Raw genomic sequence first — 16,497 nt, 5'->3', positions numbered from 1 at the left:
TTCCCTTTCAGAACATTTTTTACAGGAGAGTCTCATTAAACTATAAACCTTCTTTTTGTTTGTTAAACCACTTTAGTTGAGATTCAATCCGTTCGAGTATTTTTTCATCAGAGTCATTGTGAATATCTCTAAGTTGATATTTAGGATTCATTAAATCTTCCTCATCAATGAATTCATTGATTTTAAGGTTGAAAATGGCCTGACCAAACCTTTGTTCAGGATTTTCACTCAGATAAGTAGAAATATGTTCAAGTATTTTCCGATGTTCTTTTTTCATTATCAGATAATTGTAGCTAACGGTATGTATATGCTCAGTTGGCCCGTTTAGGGACAATTGAAGTATATACTTTGTTAGTGGCTGACTTCTTTTTTAAGTTGATACATCCCACTAAAATTTTAAAATTATAGTTTAATTCCAATATTATCATATTTCTCATTAATGCTAAATGCTTGTGGAGAAGATCCAATTGTATTTAACAAATCAAGTTTTGTCTTTCCTTCCATTACTGTCGGGTGGTCTCCAGCTTGTTTCCACCAAAGTACTGATTGGTATCCTTCCATTTTAATTCCCCACTTTTTTCTGCTCTTTAAAAAATAACCATGGACAGTACGGTAAACGTAGTTTTCTAAGTCCTCAAAATTGAGCCATACAGATAAGTTTACAAATATCAATTTATCCTTATAAGGGGTTTCAATATTTGTAGCACTTCCCCCTCCGTCATCTTTTAGTCTCCATATAAATCCGGGGCTTTTTTCAGCTAATTTATTTACAGGAGCTAAAAAATCTTTGAATTCTAATATCATTGGTGAATCAAGTTCATCTTTGAGTTTAATGATATTGAACTGTGCAATATGAAATAAATTATTTTTCATGCTTCATTATTGATTTAAAGTTCTTTTCTTAAATATTCTATATAATCTTTGATTGATTCTTCATTTCTTTTATAATAAGTCCATTTTCCGTGCCTTGTAAGGATAATTAGATTTACCTTATTCATCATACTTAAATAGTGCGAAACTGTCGATTGTGATAAACCTGCTTTTTCTTGAATATGGCAAACGCAAACACCATCTCTAAAATCAGGGACATTTAATTGTTTAGGGAAATGTAATTCAGGGGTTTTCAACCAATGAAGGATATTAATTCGAACTTGATTCGATAATACTTTATTTATTTCTAAAATCTTCATGGAGCAAATATAAAACTATATTTCGAAATATCTCGATATGTCTATATTTATTTTTTGTTTGTCACTAACGTGTTTATGTATGATTTCGTTGTGTGCTTAAGTACTAAAGTTAGCAAATAAATCACAGATAGAAAGTCCGCGAGGACTTTCGTAAGTAGGCTAGAACTAGCAATGAATTATACACGGTGTTAGCATTAGTTTTTTAGCTCTAAAATTTTATTTGCTAACCGTTCATTATTATCATTTTCATTCGTATAATTTAATTCTATTGCCTTTCGATAATATTTAATTGCTTTTTTATCATCTCCTGAATTTTCATAAGCTTCACCTAAGCTATCAAAAGCATTCCAAGATTTTGGGTATTCATTGCTATTCAATTCAAAAATTTGTATTGCCATAGTATAGTTTTCTTTTCCCAAATGAAAATAACCAATGGAATTTAGAAAACTTTCAAAGTTTTTTTCACTATTTTGTTTTTTTAAGTTTTTATATGTTGAAAGAAATGATTCAAATTCATCATCAGAAGCTTGTATTAATGTTTCATACAAATAGGTTTCCGAGTTTTTTAAATTATTGTCAGTAAGATAGGCTAAATGGTTAGCCACATTATCGACATCAAAAAACGTAGTTAAACCATTTGCCAAAAAAATGATGCTCAAGTTTTGTTTTGGAAATGTGCGATAAACATTTGTTAGATTTCCTGTAAATCCATAGGAAATTTCATTGTTAGATTTAAATTTATCCCAACCGTGAGTAAACAAGTCTGTTTTGTTGTTATATGGGTATTCTTCCCACATAAGGTTCGTTGTTTTTTTGTTTAGAAGGATGTTGTGGTTTAGTTTTTTACTCCAATTAATAAATTCATTTAAAGTCAGATTCATTCCATTAGTCGCAAAATTGTATTCTCCTCCGTAAAAATGCTCAATTGTTAGGTCACCTTTAGTAAAAGGAAAATAACTAGTAACTCTATTTGAAACGATATCTCTTGAATCACTTGAGAAAAGTACATTTTGTGTTTTATCGCTAAACTGATTTGAAATAATAAACTCTGTTAAGGTTAGTCCTGTTATTTTTTGAATTATTTTATGTAAAAACCAATAATTGGTTTGATTATATTCATACTGCTCACCTAGCTTAAATTGAATGTTTTTTGAATATAATTGCTTTTCCATTTCTTCTGTTGTTAAATCGTTATAATTTTCTAATGATTTATAATCTGGTAATCCTGATGAATGCGTTATTAAATGTTTAATTTCAATATTTTTCCATTCTTCAGGAAGGTCAGATAAGTATTTAGAAATCTTATCATCTAAGCTTATTTTATTTTGTTCAACAAGTTGAAATATTCCTACAGCTATAAATATTTTGGTAATGGAATACACTCTAAAAAGTGAAGAATCCGTAACGGCTACGTTATGTTCAATATTTGCTAAACCATAGTTTTTATGATGAATAATTGAGTCGTTTCTTATTACAGCAACTGTAGCTCCAGGTATACCATATCTATCCACTATTTTTTCTACATATTCATCAACTTCACTAGTAGTTTGTTGTTGCTTTTTTTCCTCTTTTAAACTATTGTTATTATTGCAAGAAAATAAAAGAATAGAAAAAAAAATTAGAATAGATATTTTAGTAAATTCAATTTTCATTAAACGGTTCTGTTTTAAATTAATGCTAACGGTCTCGTGTATGAGTAGTGGCGGATTTCTACTCACAAACTTTTCGGTTTTGCACTGACCTTATTTTATGTTTATACTTTCGTTTTATCACTTAAACCGCAATTACTTATACACATTGTTGCCAGTAGTGTTTTTTAGTTTAGGTTTGATTTACAACTCTCAATTGCTTTTTTTAACTTCCTTTTTTCATAATCCGTTTTTGCATATTCAAATTCAGATAGCTTTTGTAAAAAAATCAAATCTTCTTTGTCGGGATTAGTTGAAATATACTTTAAAAATTCTGTCATTAGTCCATCTTTAAATTCTAAAGGTTCACTGCCTCCTAAATTTTGAACCATATAACCTGTTGTTAGTCTAATATTCTCTTTATTATAACCCTGTTCAATTAATTTATCTCGAACAGAATTAAAAGTCGGTTCAATTTCTTTCCATTCGTCTTTGTTAGAGTTTATTATTACATTCAACGAATAGTCAATAATTGCATCAGTTTTTGAGTCGATTTGTAACAAAAATTCAATTCTTTCAATATCTGAATCTTTTTCCACTAATGAGATTTGTTTTCTAAATTCGTTTTCAACCTTTTGTTTCTTATCAAAAAGAAGGTTGTCTTTCCTGAATTTTGAATTAAAACCATAATATTCAAACATTGCATCATAGATAAGTGATTTTACCTCTATCATTTTTAATTGATTGAATGATGAAATATATTCTTGAAGCCAGTCTTTTTTATTGTCAATACTTTCATCTCTTTTCATTTTCATTACTTTCTTAAAATCTGATACGAGAAATTCTCTGACTTCTTGATTGTCAAAAGTAGAAAGTCCGCAGCACCAAGAAATTGTAAACTCCTTACTAGGGTGAATAGTTCTGTCGTGATTTGAGATATATGATATTAATGATGGAATACATTCTGTCAAATTATTTTCGGTTATTAAATCACATATTTCATAAATTAAGTCATTAGTTCCTTTTTCTAAATGACTATTTAAGTAAGGTATATACTCTTTAGTTCCTAGTTTATTGAGTACATTAAATGTTGTCATAAACAGGTGTTCATTTTCCGTGTTTAGTAATGGCAATAATTTTGGAATTGCTGGTTTGTATTTTAAGTCTCCCAAAGTTTTTATAATTTCAATTTTTCCTCCGTCCACGCTATTCTGAACAGGATCCATTAAGTTTTGAGGATAAATACCATCTTCTCCAGCATTTGAAAGTTTTGAGAGTAATATTGGTCCGATAAAGTCAGAGTCTTCGCTTGATAGCTGCCTAACAGCTTCTCCTTGTACTATGCTATTTTTGTTATCTAATAATTTAACTAATAAATCTCTTGAAGAATCACTTTTTATATTACCCAATAGTTTTGCTAAAGCATAAAGCAAATTATCTAAATTGGTTTTATATATGTCTTCGTAAATAGAATCATATTTTTTATATGATGTTAGATACAGCATCATCAATACTTGTGATGTTTTATCATTAGATAAATTATCGGAAAGTTCGGATAATAGATAATTATGAAAATTCTTTTTATTACTATTAAATGAATTTAAAAATTGTTCAAATTCTTTAAGCGAATAGAATTTTTGATTATCATAAAATGTAGTTTGTGTCAAATCATACTGTACTTTTTTTGACTTAACTTTTAAGTCTCCTGATGTTGGTGTCCAAACATAGTAAGCATTGTTGTTTTTTAGAGCATTTACATAGGTTATAAACTCTTTGTCTTCTTTTATTTGTTCTTCCCAATATTCAAGATTCCTTTTTGAAGGCTTATTCTTATTTAAAAAAACAATGAATTTATCTCCAATTTTCATTTTGTCAATCGGACCATAGCGATTACTAAAACCTGAAATCCAGATTATATCCGAATTGACTTTTCCTTTGTAGATTTTTAGAATTTTTGCTTGCGCTCTAAAATCACCATTACTTATGTATTCAACAAGAGCAATAGCATCTGATTCAGCTATCATTTTTTTCCAACTTGGGTCTTTCCAACTATCAGCTTTTGCAGTCAGATGAATAAATATTAGTAAGAACATAAATAATAGTTTTTTCATTTTTTTGTTTTCTCTAAACTAATTACATTTTTTTAATGAGAATAATAGAAATGAGTTAACAGTTCATTTGAATGAGTAAATAATCTTGGATTACTATGTTTCTCAACATTACTGGCAACGTTAAATATATGTGTTGTAGCAGAGCAAAATGTTACCAAGCCATCAACATTTCCTGCGCATTGATTGCTAACTTTTACTTTTTGCAAGCATTGCGCCTTACCAAAAATACAATAACCTTTCGATTGATCACCAAGCTGCTATGATCACATATATCTTGTTATGTGCAGTTTTTTTATATTCCATTTCTATTTTTCCAATTACTCATTGTTGTCGGATGTTCATTGTCAATTGGATAGTTCCGATTTACAAAGTCTAGCTGTTTTGGTGTTAACAAGACGAACATTCCATCATTTCCGCAATTTATTGGATAAAATTGTTCTTCTGAATTTTGTCGTCTTAACTCAGCGTTCAACATTTCTATAAAATTCACATAGGCAATTCCCCAATCAAGGTCAGAAAATTGTCCGTCGAACGCTATGTATTCAACTCCGTTTAATTCTATAGTGTGTCTCCAGCTATTTTGGCCTTGTTCGCTTTTTTCATTTGCGAATTTCAATTCCAGTCTAAGTTTTTCAAAGGTCGGTTTTACTTGTGTCAAATATTCCTTTAGTCCACCAATTTCAAACAGTTCTTCGCAATCTACCCAGTGATAGCGATTGTCCATAAAATTCAGGGTTTCACCACGCATTGGTCCTTGAAAGAAATTTAAATCCGTGAAAGCTTTTTGAAAGTTAGCCTTAACAGTATCTAATTCAGATTCGCTGGTCAAATTGAAATAACCTAATTTTTCTAATTCCGTCACGACTTCTTTTCCGCTTAATTTCTTCTGAATTACTTTCTCTGGATTTGGGTTCTTGATTTTAGAAACAGCGTTACCCTTTTTGGAATTACAAGCCAAAAAAGTGAAAAGAAATATGATTAAAAAAATATGTTTCATTGGTTTTTTCAAGTTGCACACAACGTTTAATATATGTGTCGTAGCAGGGCAAAATGTTACCTCTGTGTTGAGTTTTTCTGCGCAGTGATTGCTAACTTTTACTTTTTGCAAGCATTGCGCATTACCAAAAATACAACAACCTTTCGATTAATCACTTAGCTGCTATGATCACATATATCTTGTTGTGCGATCGTTTTTTCCTTTTCTATTATTGAGTCAATAAAATCATTAACGTGCAATTCTTTCAATTCTGCGTATAGTTTTTTGTCCTGATTTGCCTTTTCCGCCAAATCATATTTCATTTTCTGATATTTTAATCGAGCCCAATCATTTTTTCTCAAAAAATTTCGAGATAGGATATGTCTTTCCAACGCTTTACTGTCAATTGGGCAAGCATAAAGATGATGAACTATTTTATCTAAAACTTTGTTTGTCAGTTGTCCTGTCCGTTTAAAAACTTCACGATGTTCAATTCCTTGATTTCCGTTATGGTAATACCCAATTTTATTTAGTCCAGCCTTTATTTTTTCAAATTCTGATTCGCTTTCATAAACGATATCAATGTCAATTATATTTTTTGAATCTAACTCAGGAACAGATGTGCTTCCAACGTGTTCAATCTGGTATTCAAATCCTCTTAAACCTTTTTCAATTTCAAGTTTTAAATCCGTGAAATTTTTAATCCAATCAGACGTGTATTTTTTGATTAACATATTTTTTTGGAATGACGCACAACGTTTAATATATGTGTCGTAGCAGGGCAAAACGTTACCTTGCTTTTCGATTTTTCTGCGCATTGATTGCTAACTTTTACTTTTTGCAAGCATTGCGCCTTACCAAATATACAAGAACCATTCGATTCATCACCTAGCTGGCTGCTATGATCACATATATGGTGTTAGCAACTTTATGTTTTTTCTGTATAATATTCGTTCGCTTCCAGTCCAAGTAATTCCGTTTTTTTGAGATCAGGATATTTTTCAATCCGCTCTATTAACTGTTCAAAAGTCTCATCTTCTAATCTGATCTCATCTAAAGAGAAAAACCACTCCGAGAAATAGTATAATTTTTGAATTCCATATTTATTGGCAATTTGAGAGAATATTTTTTTAACCTTATTAGTCAATTCTGTATTTTCCTTATCTACGAATTTAAACCAGGCTGCAAAAATACCTGATGTTCCTGAAAACTGTATAAAATTTGGATTGTCAAAGTATATTTTTAATTGTTGATCAATAAAGGTAAATTCAAAAAACTCAATGTTATTCTGCTTTTTTAGACTCCAATTTAGATTTTCAGAGTTTAGAATATTGGAGATCCGTTCTTTTTCCTTTTCAAAAGAATTAAATTCACGAAACCCTATTATTTGCATCCAGACTGCCATTCAGATTTTATTGTTGCTAACGTCTCTTGTATGGTGCGTTTGCATCCCGCAGGGTGTATATGCACTATACAAACTGTTATAAGCTTTTCATTTTTTCGATTTCAGCAATTTTTGCACAAGTATTTTTAATTCCGAAATTTCTTTTGATTGTTTATCTAATTGTTTTTCCTGTTGTATAGTATAAAGTGTCAGTTCTTCAATCTTTTGGAGTAATTTAGAATCCATTTCACCAAGGTATATTCCATTTTCTTCTACTTCCTTAGCACTTGGAATATCTTTTAGATGTCCATTCTCTTTGATATGATTTTCTACATCTTGAAGAGTAGGTAGTTTATAGTCGTCATAAAATACAAAATCAGACCAACCTGTTTCAATTTTTATTTCCTTAGCTCTTATTTTTCCATTAACAGCTAGTTTCCATCCATTTGGATTTAAAGTTCCAATTCCAATATTTCCATCGTTTTTTATAGTCATTTTTGCCGAAGGATTTGTCTCTCCAGCAGTTTGGGTTTCAAATAGAAGAGCTTCTCCTTGAGTTCCACATCCGTCCATTTGTGACACAATTCTACTCGTTGGATGGTTTTTTAACCCACCATTCCAAAACTCAATAGATGTTCTTTGATTACAAGTCCATTTTCCATTTCGCAATTTCATTATGGATAAGTCAGCATTTGTATCAAATATGTCCAGTTTAGTAGAAGGGTTAATGTTTCCAATTCCTACATTTCCATTGTTTTTAATAATCATTTTTGCACTTGGAGCTGAATCTCCGGCGGTTTCAGTCTCAAAAATTAAGGCTTCTCCTTGAGCACCACATCCATCCATTTTGGAAACTATCCGACTGGTTGCGTAATTCTTATTACTTCCATTCCAGAATTCTAAAGCGGTTGTTTGATTACAAGCCCAAGTAGCGTTCTTTAATTTTAGAATACTCAAGTCTTGAGCATTATCTGAGATTACTTGAGATTGACCAAAAGTAAGATGAATACTGCCCAAAAGAACAGTTAGTATTATTGGTAATTTTTTCATTTTTAACTTTTATTTATATATGTAAGTGTCTTAATCTTCTAAATTGTTACTTAAATATTTTGAGAAATTGCTTATAACGGTCTCGTATAACCGTCAGTTACGGGTTTATATGCGTTAATTTTCGGTTTAGCACAGGCCTTAGTAATTACAGAGTGGATTCGGGCGTAGTCGAATCCGCCGTAATTGCGGTTATACATTGTTGTACGCTGGCTTTTTATATCTAATTAATCTTCGATACATCTACAGGCACCTAATAAGGCAGAATTCCCACCAAAAGCAAAACCTAAACTCTCAGATTGTGTGGACAAACTAACACGTCTGCCCGATATTTCATTACTTATTAAAAACATGGTTGAATTATATAAACCTATATGGTTAGGTGGTCCAATTCCATCGGTAGCATAACCCGTAGGAAGCGCGGTAAAACCAGCGGTGTTGCTTGCACCAGTATTAGGTGGTGTCCAATTTTCAGTTCCTGTTTCTTTTAGAACACCTCCAGCTACTTGTTCCCCACCTAAATACTCGATTAGTTCCTCCCATTCATCTCGATTTGGCACATGCCATCCATCGGGACATTCTACACCAGCGTATAGTGGCCCGAATGGGGTTTCAATGGCACCACCTTCAAATACTAAGTTTTGAGCAAACCACTTTTGGTTTCCAATTTGTACCCAATTGTATATAGTTCCGTCTCTGGAATCAACTATTGTACCGGTATCACTAACATAGGTGCTTAATGTGGTAGTTGTTTGTGTTTCGCCATAAATTATGGAAATACCATTATCGGCAAATGCCCTTACATGATATTCAGTATTCACCTCAAGACCTGATATAATAATTGGATTTCCTTCTTCGCTTAGCAATACTGTATTATCATCTACAGTGGGATTCCCAGTTTGATTCCAGCATAATCCCGCCTGAATGATAGAGGGAACTCCATTTGACTCAATTTCTATTCCACTTTCAATATGAGTTGTTCCGGTAAATGAAATTGGAAGGGTTGCGATTTGAGGATTTTCCACATCTAATGTTATTTGTATTGATGTGGAACTAGATAAACCATCATTATCAATTGCTGTAGCATTAATATTATAGGCTCCCGAAGTATATCCATTAGTAGACCACACATAACTATAAGGTTCAAAATCAAACTCACTTATTTGTTGGTCATTTACCTCTATCACGACCCTTTCGATGATGCCATCAGGGTCATTTGCATTTATCTGAATTGTAATGTTACTTCCAACGTAAAAGACTTCATTTTCATTAGGTGAAACTATTCCAATTACAGGTGATGCAGAATCATCATTGTCGCAACTGTTCAACAATAATGAGACAAATAATATGAAAAGAAAATGCGTAAGTTTCATTCAGATATAGTTTTTTTAGCTTGCGTACAACAATTGAATATAGTTACCATGGTAACTATATTTCTTTTATGTGGGGAACTAAATTAATAAATCTTTTATGTTTTTAAACTTTTTTATCGCTACATGAGTATAAATTTCTGTTGTTTTACTAGAATTATGCCCTAACAGTACTTGTATATATCGTAAATCTATTCCTTCTTCTAATAGGTGTGTTGCAAAACTATGCCTTAACATATGTGGATGTACCGATTGATTGATTTTTGCCTTTTTCGCAGCTTGAGTAACAACTTTAAAGACACTGGTAGGACTGTATTTCTTTCCAGGTTTTATGGCCTCAAATAAGTATAGTTTTGGTTTGTATATTTTGTAATATGCTCTAAGGTTATTAAGAACCACTTGATTAATAACCGTATATCGATCTCTATTTCCTTTAGCTTGTCTTACCTTAATAAGCATGCTGTTACTATTGATATCTGTGAGTTTTAGATCTAATAATTCACTTCTTCGTAATCCAGAAGAATATAACAAACTAATAATACATTTATGTTTTAGGTTTTTTGTAAGGTTAATCATTTTTAATATATCTTCTTTAGCCAATATGCCGGGCAGCTTCTGTTCTTTTCTAGGCCTTTCAATACTATAAAATCGATTAGGCATTCCCATTACGACCTCATAATAAAATTTAATACTATTAATAGCTTGATTAATATAGCTGTTAGACTTATTTTCTCGAATCAGATGTTGTAAATAATTACGTATCTCTTGTTCAGATAGTTCTACAATTGGGCAATCGTAAAAGTGGTTGATAAATTTTTCAAATTGAGAAATATAAGTTTTACAAGTGTTTAGAGCGTATCTTTTAAGTTCTAGTTTTTTTAAATATTCTTCAGGAACGTAATTATAAGAAGTAGTTTTGACTCTGTTGCGATACCAGTTAATATCGATTGGAGTATTATTCCTTATTGTTTTCTCCTTAAAAAAAGAATTACTATTAATCCATGCAATACCACGAAATGTTTCAAAAATTATATCTAGATTCTCCTTGGTATTCTTAATGTAAACCATAGCATATGTCTTACTCCACTTAGGATTAGGTAATTCTTTTACCAAAGCATGTATGACTTTATCCGGATAAAACTGTAAACCGATCATCTTCTCATTTTGTATAAATAGATGTTTTATTGTTATGTGTTTAGAAGGATTCATAGGGTAAAAATGATGGAAAAAAATACTTTAATCGTGTTTTATCCGTATAATATTCGCATATTATTCGTTTAAAAAAATTATAATGAAAAAATGCCCAGTTTGTGATACTGTAATTACGGGAAGGTCAGATAAAAAATATTGCTCTGCATATTGCAAATCTGCACAGCAATATGAAAAAAGAAAACAAGAAGAAGATGAGTATTATAAAATAGATAAACAATTAAAGACGAATAGAAAAATACTAAAAGCTTATAATAAATCAGGTTTATCAACTGTAAGAAAAGAGAAATTACTAGCAGAAGGTTTCAATCCAAAATTTTTTACACACTACTGGAAAAATACCAAAGGACAAGTCTATCTTTTTTGCTACGAATATGGGTTTTTATTGTTGAAAGAAAATCAAAAAGAAAAGTACATTTTAGTAAAATGGCAAAAATATATGGAGGTGTAATTTTACGTAAATATTAAACGTTTTGTTTATCAGTTATTACTGGCAAACAACAAATGCGTTCCCGAATCTGTTGATAAATCTAATTTAACAGCTATGGTACTAGTTTGTGATTGAAAAATATGTGTCATAGCAAGAGTGCCTTGTTTCTCAGATTTGATATGCGAATATTCTGAAACAAATCTGGATAATAATTTTAAAACATAATTTTGATCATTAGTCATATAAGTAACTTGTCCGGATTTTGCATTAACTCTTACTCCATAATAAAAACTATCAGTTTTATTCCAGTTATAAAATACATATTTATCATTAGTTTGATCTGACTTAGAAAAACCCCGTTTTTTAAGAAATGCTTCAAAACCTGTATTATCATTAGATTTTTTATAATTTGAAAGCGTTGTCCATTCTTGTTCTTTTAAGTGTTGACCAAAAACAGAAGAGGTAGAAAAGAACAAAAGAAAACCAAAGAGGACTAAATTTTTCATATTATTATTGCATTGACTATAAGTGTAATAACAAAAATACTTTTGGATTAGTATATGTTAACTAATATAATTCCATATGTTTTTATGCTTAGCTAACTGCTGATAGGTGTATAATAATACTTTATTTTTTTCAGCAGATAAGGAAGGATCATCATTTAGAATCTTCATAGCATAATAACGAGCGGTCTTTAAAATATCATTATCTCTTACAATGTCTGCTATTTTTAGATTTAGTACTCCGCTCTGTTGTGTTCCCATAATATCGCCTGGGCCACGTAATTTTAAGTCTACTTCGGCAATATCAAAGCCATCGTTAGTGCGAACCATAGTTTCTAATCGGGTTTTACTATCTGCAGAGAGTTTAAAACTTGTCATAAGAATGCAAAAACTTTGTTCTGCACCTCGCCCCACGCGTCCACGCAATTGATGTAATTGAGATAAACCAAATCGTTCTGCACTCTCAATGATCATTACACTGGCATTTGGGACATTGACTCCAACCTCAATAACAGTAGTGGCTACCATAATTTGAGTTTCTCCTTTTACAAAACGATCCATTTCATAATCTTTATCAGCGGGTTTCATTTTACCATGAACAATAGAAATTTGATATTGTGGAGCAGGGAAGGAGCGAGCAATACTTTCATAACCGTCCATAAGATCTTTATAGTCCATAACTTCAGATTCCTGAATTAGTGGATATACCACATAAACCTGGCGACCTTTTTGGATCTCGTCGGCGATAAACTTAAATACTTTTAGACGATTACTATCGTAGCGATGTACAGTTTTAATGGCTTTACGACCAGGGGGGAGCTCATCAATTACAGAAATATCCAGATCTCCATATAAACTCATAGCTAATGTTCTGGGTATGGGTGTAGCGGTCATTACAAGAATATGAGGAGGATACATGTTTTTATGCCATAATTTTGCACGTTGTGCTACTCCAAATCGGTGTTGCTCATCAATAATAGCAAGTCCAAGATTTTTAAACTGTACTTTATCTTCTAGAATAGCATGGGTACCAATTAATATATGTAGTGAACCATTTTCTAATTCTTCATGAATTTGCCGCCTTTCTTTAACCTTAGAGCTTCCCATTAATAGTTTTACATTCACATCCAGATCTTTCGTGAGCTCCTGGATTCCCATATAATGTTGATTAGCCAAAATTGCTGTGGGAGCCATTAAACAAGCCTGAAAACCATTATCTATAGCCAATAACATAGTCATTAATCCCACTATGGTTTTACCAGAACCTACATCTCCTTGAAGGAGTCGATTCATCTGGGCGCTACTACCAATATCATTACGAATTTCTTTAATAACCCTTTTTTGAGCATTGGTAAGCTCAAAAGGAAGATGATTTTTATAAAAGGTATTGAAATGTTCTCCGACTTCAGTAAACGGAAAACCTTTGATTTTTTGTTTTCGAATCAACTTTTTGGTAATGAGTTGTAACTGTATGTAAAACAACTCCTCAAACTTAAGACGATATTGTGCTTTAGCAAGTAATTCTTGGTTTTTAGGAAAATGAACATTAAAAACAGCTTCACTTTTTGAAATTAACTTTAACTCCTCCAGAATTTCACTCGAAAGTGTATCATAAAAACGTACTTTGGTTTCAACAAATAGTTGTTGCATCATTTTACTCATTACACGGTTTGTGATGCCTTTATTAGAAAGCTTTTCTGTAGAAGGGTAAATAGGTTGCATGACAGTTCTTAAGTTTTTCTCATGTTCTGTAAGCAACTCCATATCTGGATGTGGCATATTAAACCCATTATAGTATTTCGTTTTCCCGAAAATAACATAAGGAGTATTAAGTTTTAGGTTTTCCTTAATCCACTTTTGTCCCCTAAACCATACCAGTTCCATTTCGCCAGTGTCATCTATAAACTTAGCAACCAAACGTTTTCCTTTCTTCTGTGCTACAGTTTTTATATTGATAATTTTGCCAACAATCTGTACTTCTGCAGAATTACGTTGTAATTCATTGATTTTATAATATTTTGTCTTATCGAGATATCGGTTAGGGAATAGGTTAATAAGATCTTGATAGGTATGAATACCTAATTCAGAACGTAAGAGCGTTGCGCGGGATGGCCCAACACCCTTAAGGTAATCAATAGGAGTTTGTAAAATATTAGGATTCATTAGAACGAAGATAGTATTTCTTAGAAAATAGTTCAACCCCAATTACTCATTAGAACTTCGTTACGAAGTTGGAAAATACAATAAACACTGATGTTTTCTAAGTTTTAGCATAGTAGCGCTATGGTTAAACTTAAAAATGTAGCAAAGCGATTGTGTTTGAAGGAGTTTTTCAGCTGTAGTAGATTTTCTAATGAGTAATTTGGGTTAGAGCTAAAATTTGCCACATAGACAGAGTAAAATCGTTATTTTGGCAGAACGTTTGATTGATGAAAGAGGTGTTAGGAGTATATTAAAGGATTTAAAACTCGACTAAATCAACTTTAATACAAATCTCATCTTATTATAAATAAAAGAAACAGAGACAAATGAAATTTATTTTAGCCCTTTTTACAGTTTTATTTTCATATACGGGTTTTGCACTGGAGGTAGATTCAGACTTAATGTATAACAATACCTTAGAACAATCACAAGTTGATTTTTTAGAGGGTAAAGTAGATGTATTGGTCAATGCAAAAACAAAAACTGTAAAAGGAAAAGTACAGTATACATTAACAATGTTAAAAACGGCAACATCTATTTTCGTGGATGCGCAAAACATGAAAATCAAAACCGTGACCTTGGATGGAGAAAAAGCAAACTTTAAATATGATGACAAGAAGATTGTTATTAATTCTGATTTTAAAGTAGATGCTAAACATAAGATCTCAATTGAATTTGAAGCCACGCCAAAAAAAGCATTATACTTTGTTAAAGATTATCATGGTAAAGATCAGATATGGACACAAGGTCAAGGTAAATATACTTCTAATTGGTTGCCTAGTTTTGATGATATGAATGAAAAGGTAGTGTTTGATCTGTCTATTGATTTTGAAAAAGGATATGAAGTAATAGCAAATGGAAAACTTGTAAAGAACGAAGCGATCAATGATTCTATACAAAGTTGGCAGTATGATATGCAAAAGCCAATGAGTAGTTATTTAGTGGCTTTTGCTATTGGTAAATATGAAAAGGTAGTCGAAGTTTCTGCAAATGGAACACCTTTAGAAATGTATTACTACCCTGGAGATAAAGAAAAATATCAATCTACATACAAGCATAGTAAGAAGATATTTGATTTTTTGGAGAAGGAGATAGGATATTCTTTTCCTTGGCAGAATTATAAACAAATTCCTGTAAAAGATTTTTTATATGCAGGTATGGAAAACACGGGAACTACTATTTTTTCTGATGCTTTTGTAGTAGATGAAACTGCTTTTATTGATAGAAATTATATTAATGTAAATGCACATGAATTAGCACATCAGTGGTTTGGTGATTTGGTTACAGAAACTGAAGGGACTCACCATTGGTTGCAAGAAGGTTTTGCAACATACTATGCTTTATTAGCAGAAAAAGAAATTTTTGGAGAGGATTATTTTCTATATAAATTATATGAAAGTGCAGAGCAACTTACAGAATTATCCAAAACAAAAAATGCTACAGCATTATTAGATCCCAAAGCGAGTTCATTAACATTTTATCAAAGAGGAGCCTGGGCTATTCATGCACTTAGAGACCTTATAGGAGATACCAGTTTTAAAATAGTAATTCATAACTACCTAGAGAAACATAAATTTAAGAATGCAACCACAAATGATTTTATGACAATAGCAGAAGAGGTGAGTGATACTGATTTGACTTCCTTCAAGAAATTATGGTTAGAAAATTTAAAATTCCCTTCACAAGAAGCATTAGATATTCTTACCAAATCCGATTTTATTAAGAGTTACCTCGGTTTAGCTCAGGAACGCACACAACCCTTGGCAGGAAAATGGGGGAGGTTAGCAAAAGCACTGGATTTTCCTGTAAATGATTACATTGGTCAAGAGGTGATTTATCAACTAGAAGGAAAATCAGATCAGGAAATTATTGCCTTATATGATAAAGCTTTTGCTACAAATAATATTTTTGTTCGACAAGCTATTGCCAATACCTTGAGCGATGTTCCTAAGGATTTACAACAACAATATGAATCCTTATTAAATGATCCATCATATGCAACCATAGAACCGGCCTTGTATCATTTATGGGCTAGTTTTCCAGAAAAAAGAAAAGAATATTTAGAATTAACCAAGGAAGTGATAGGCTTTAATACTAAAAATGTTAGAATGCTTTGGTTAGTTTTAGCTTTAAATACTAAAGAGTATCAAACTGAAAATCATCAAAAGTTTTACTTTGAATTGGTAAACTATACAGCACCAAAATTTAATTTTAATACTCGCGAGAGCGCTTTTACTTATTTGGAAAGTTTACAGGCTTTTTCCGACAAATCATTAATACATCTTGTCGATGGTGCCACACACCATAATTGGCGTTTTAGAAACTCTTGTAGAAAAATTCTTGATAAATTATTAAAGAATGAAAAATATCAAAAGAAATATGTAGTTTTAATGAATAATTTACCAAAAAATCAACAAGATTTTTTACAGAAAAAATTAACCCCATAA

Annotated in this window: 15 protein-coding genes; 2 read left to right on the top strand and 13 right to left on the bottom strand. The window is 31.4% G+C overall.

Going from position 1 to position 16,497, the window contains the following annotated elements:
• Positions 1 to 40: 40 nt before the first annotated feature.
• The 11 genes from PQF96_RS20860 to PQF96_RS20810 all read right to left on the bottom strand — a co-directional run bounded on the left by PQF96_RS20860 (position 41) and on the right by PQF96_RS20810 (position 10,915).
• Positions 41 to 277 (bottom strand): hypothetical protein, encoded by a 237-nt coding sequence (locus PQF96_RS20860; RefSeq protein ID WP_271768084.1) that lies wholly within the window; start codon positions 275 to 277, stop codon positions 41 to 43.
• A gap of 125 nt (positions 278 to 402) precedes the next feature.
• Positions 403 to 873 carry a DUF3291 domain-containing protein gene (locus PQF96_RS20855; protein ID WP_271768083.1) on the bottom strand — a complete coding sequence of 157 codons (471 nt, stop codon included), beginning with the start codon at positions 871 to 873 and terminating at the stop codon, positions 403 to 405.
• Positions 874 to 887: 14 nt separating this feature from the next.
• The gene (locus tag PQF96_RS20850) at positions 888 to 1,190 is read right to left on the bottom strand and encodes an ArsR/SmtB family transcription factor (protein ID WP_271768082.1); all 303 of its coding nucleotides are present in this window, start codon (positions 1,188 to 1,190) and stop codon (positions 888 to 890) included.
• Between the two features lie 194 nt (positions 1,191 to 1,384).
• Entirely contained in the window at positions 1,385 to 2,842 is a 1,458-nt protein-coding gene (locus tag PQF96_RS20845) for a serine hydrolase (RefSeq protein ID WP_271768081.1), read from the bottom strand.
• A 164-nt stretch (positions 2,843 to 3,006) separates the two neighbouring features.
• The gene (locus tag PQF96_RS20840; protein ID WP_271768080.1) at positions 3,007 to 4,929 is read right to left on the bottom strand and encodes a HEAT repeat domain-containing protein; all 1,923 of its coding nucleotides are present in this window, start codon (positions 4,927 to 4,929) and stop codon (positions 3,007 to 3,009) included.
• Positions 4,930 to 5,221: 292 nt separating this feature from the next.
• On the bottom strand, positions 5,222 to 5,947 hold the full coding sequence (locus PQF96_RS20835) for a hypothetical protein (protein WP_271768079.1): 726 nt from the start codon (positions 5,945 to 5,947) through the stop codon (positions 5,222 to 5,224).
• A 134-nt stretch (positions 5,948 to 6,081) separates the two neighbouring features.
• The gene (locus PQF96_RS20830; protein ID WP_271768078.1) at positions 6,082 to 6,723 is read right to left on the bottom strand and encodes a GrpB family protein; all 642 of its coding nucleotides are present in this window, start codon (positions 6,721 to 6,723) and stop codon (positions 6,082 to 6,084) included.
• Between the two features lie 110 nt (positions 6,724 to 6,833).
• Entirely contained in the window at positions 6,834 to 7,310 is a 477-nt protein-coding gene (locus tag PQF96_RS20825) for a hypothetical protein (RefSeq protein WP_271768077.1), read from the bottom strand.
• A gap of 87 nt (positions 7,311 to 7,397) precedes the next feature.
• Complete coding sequence (locus tag PQF96_RS20820) at positions 7,398 to 8,339, bottom strand: hypothetical protein (protein WP_271768076.1); 942 nt, start codon at positions 8,337 to 8,339, stop codon at positions 7,398 to 7,400.
• Between the two features lie 224 nt (positions 8,340 to 8,563).
• Positions 8,564 to 9,709 (bottom strand): FISUMP domain-containing protein, encoded by a 1,146-nt coding sequence (locus tag PQF96_RS20815; RefSeq protein ID WP_271768075.1) that lies wholly within the window; start codon positions 9,707 to 9,709, stop codon positions 8,564 to 8,566.
• 78 nt (positions 9,710 to 9,787) lie between these two features.
• Positions 9,788 to 10,915, bottom strand: coding sequence for a tyrosine-type recombinase/integrase (locus PQF96_RS20810; RefSeq protein WP_271768074.1), 1,128 nt, complete (start codon positions 10,913 to 10,915; stop codon positions 9,788 to 9,790).
• Positions 10,916 to 10,997: 82 nt separating this feature from the next.
• Between PQF96_RS20810 and PQF96_RS20805 the strand changes: the two genes are divergently transcribed.
• Positions 10,998 to 11,366, top strand: a complete 369-nt coding sequence (locus tag PQF96_RS20805) for a hypothetical protein (protein WP_271768073.1) — start codon at positions 10,998 to 11,000, stop codon at positions 11,364 to 11,366.
• Between the two features lie 29 nt (positions 11,367 to 11,395).
• Here the strand turns inward: PQF96_RS20805 and PQF96_RS20800 are convergent, their stop codons facing one another.
• Both PQF96_RS20800 and recG read right to left on the bottom strand, forming a co-directional pair.
• Positions 11,396 to 11,851 (bottom strand): hypothetical protein, encoded by a 456-nt coding sequence (locus PQF96_RS20800; protein WP_271768072.1) that lies wholly within the window; start codon positions 11,849 to 11,851, stop codon positions 11,396 to 11,398.
• A 57-nt stretch (positions 11,852 to 11,908) separates the two neighbouring features.
• A complete protein-coding gene (gene recG / locus PQF96_RS20795) occupies positions 11,909 to 14,011 on the bottom strand; it encodes an ATP-dependent DNA helicase RecG (protein ID WP_271768071.1) in 2,103 nt (700 codons plus the stop codon).
• 365 nt (positions 14,012 to 14,376) lie between these two features.
• Between recG and PQF96_RS20790 the strand changes: the two genes are divergently transcribed.
• Positions 14,377 to 16,497 carry a M1 family metallopeptidase gene (locus PQF96_RS20790; RefSeq protein WP_271768070.1) on the top strand — a complete coding sequence of 707 codons (2,121 nt, stop codon included), beginning with the start codon at positions 14,377 to 14,379 and terminating at the stop codon, positions 16,495 to 16,497.

The organism is Aquimarina algiphila (assembly GCF_947494415.1).
GTDB lineage: Bacteria > Bacteroidota > Bacteroidia > Flavobacteriales > Flavobacteriaceae > Aquimarina > Aquimarina algiphila.
Note: the sequence above shows the minus strand (reverse complement) of the source record. Positions and strands in the feature narration are given on the sequence as shown.

Coding starts and splice junctions, on each gene's coding strand:
- PQF96_RS20860 (WP_271768084.1), bottom strand. CDS start 277: ATGAAAAAAGAACATCGGAAAATACTTGAACATATTTCTACTTATCTG.
- PQF96_RS20855 (WP_271768083.1), bottom strand. CDS start 873: ATGAAAAATAATTTATTTCATATTGCACAGTTCAATATCATTAAACTC.
- PQF96_RS20850 (WP_271768082.1), bottom strand. CDS start 1,190: ATGAAGATTTTAGAAATAAATAAAGTATTATCGAATCAAGTTCGAATT.
- PQF96_RS20845 (WP_271768081.1), bottom strand. CDS start 2,842: ATGAAAATTGAATTTACTAAAATATCTATTCTAATTTTTTTTTCTATT.
- PQF96_RS20840 (WP_271768080.1), bottom strand. CDS start 4,929: ATGAAAAAACTATTATTTATGTTCTTACTAATATTTATTCATCTGACT.
- PQF96_RS20830 (WP_271768078.1), bottom strand. CDS start 6,723: ATGCGCAGAAAAATCGAAAAGCAAGGTAACGTTTTGCCCTGCTACGAC.
- PQF96_RS20825 (WP_271768077.1), bottom strand. CDS start 7,310: ATGGCAGTCTGGATGCAAATAATAGGGTTTCGTGAATTTAATTCTTTT.
- PQF96_RS20820 (WP_271768076.1), bottom strand. CDS start 8,339: ATGAAAAAATTACCAATAATACTAACTGTTCTTTTGGGCAGTATTCAT.
- PQF96_RS20815 (WP_271768075.1), bottom strand. CDS start 9,709: ATGAAACTTACGCATTTTCTTTTCATATTATTTGTCTCATTATTGTTG.
- PQF96_RS20810 (WP_271768074.1), bottom strand. CDS start 10,915: ATGAATCCTTCTAAACACATAACAATAAAACATCTATTTATACAAAAT.
- PQF96_RS20805 (WP_271768073.1), top strand. CDS start 10,998: ATGAAAAAATGCCCAGTTTGTGATACTGTAATTACGGGAAGGTCAGAT.
- PQF96_RS20800 (WP_271768072.1), bottom strand. CDS start 11,851: ATGAAAAATTTAGTCCTCTTTGGTTTTCTTTTGTTCTTTTCTACCTCT.
- recG (WP_271768071.1), bottom strand. CDS start 14,011: ATGAATCCTAATATTTTACAAACTCCTATTGATTACCTTAAGGGTGTT.
- PQF96_RS20790 (WP_271768070.1), top strand. CDS start 14,377: ATGAAATTTATTTTAGCCCTTTTTACAGTTTTATTTTCATATACGGGT.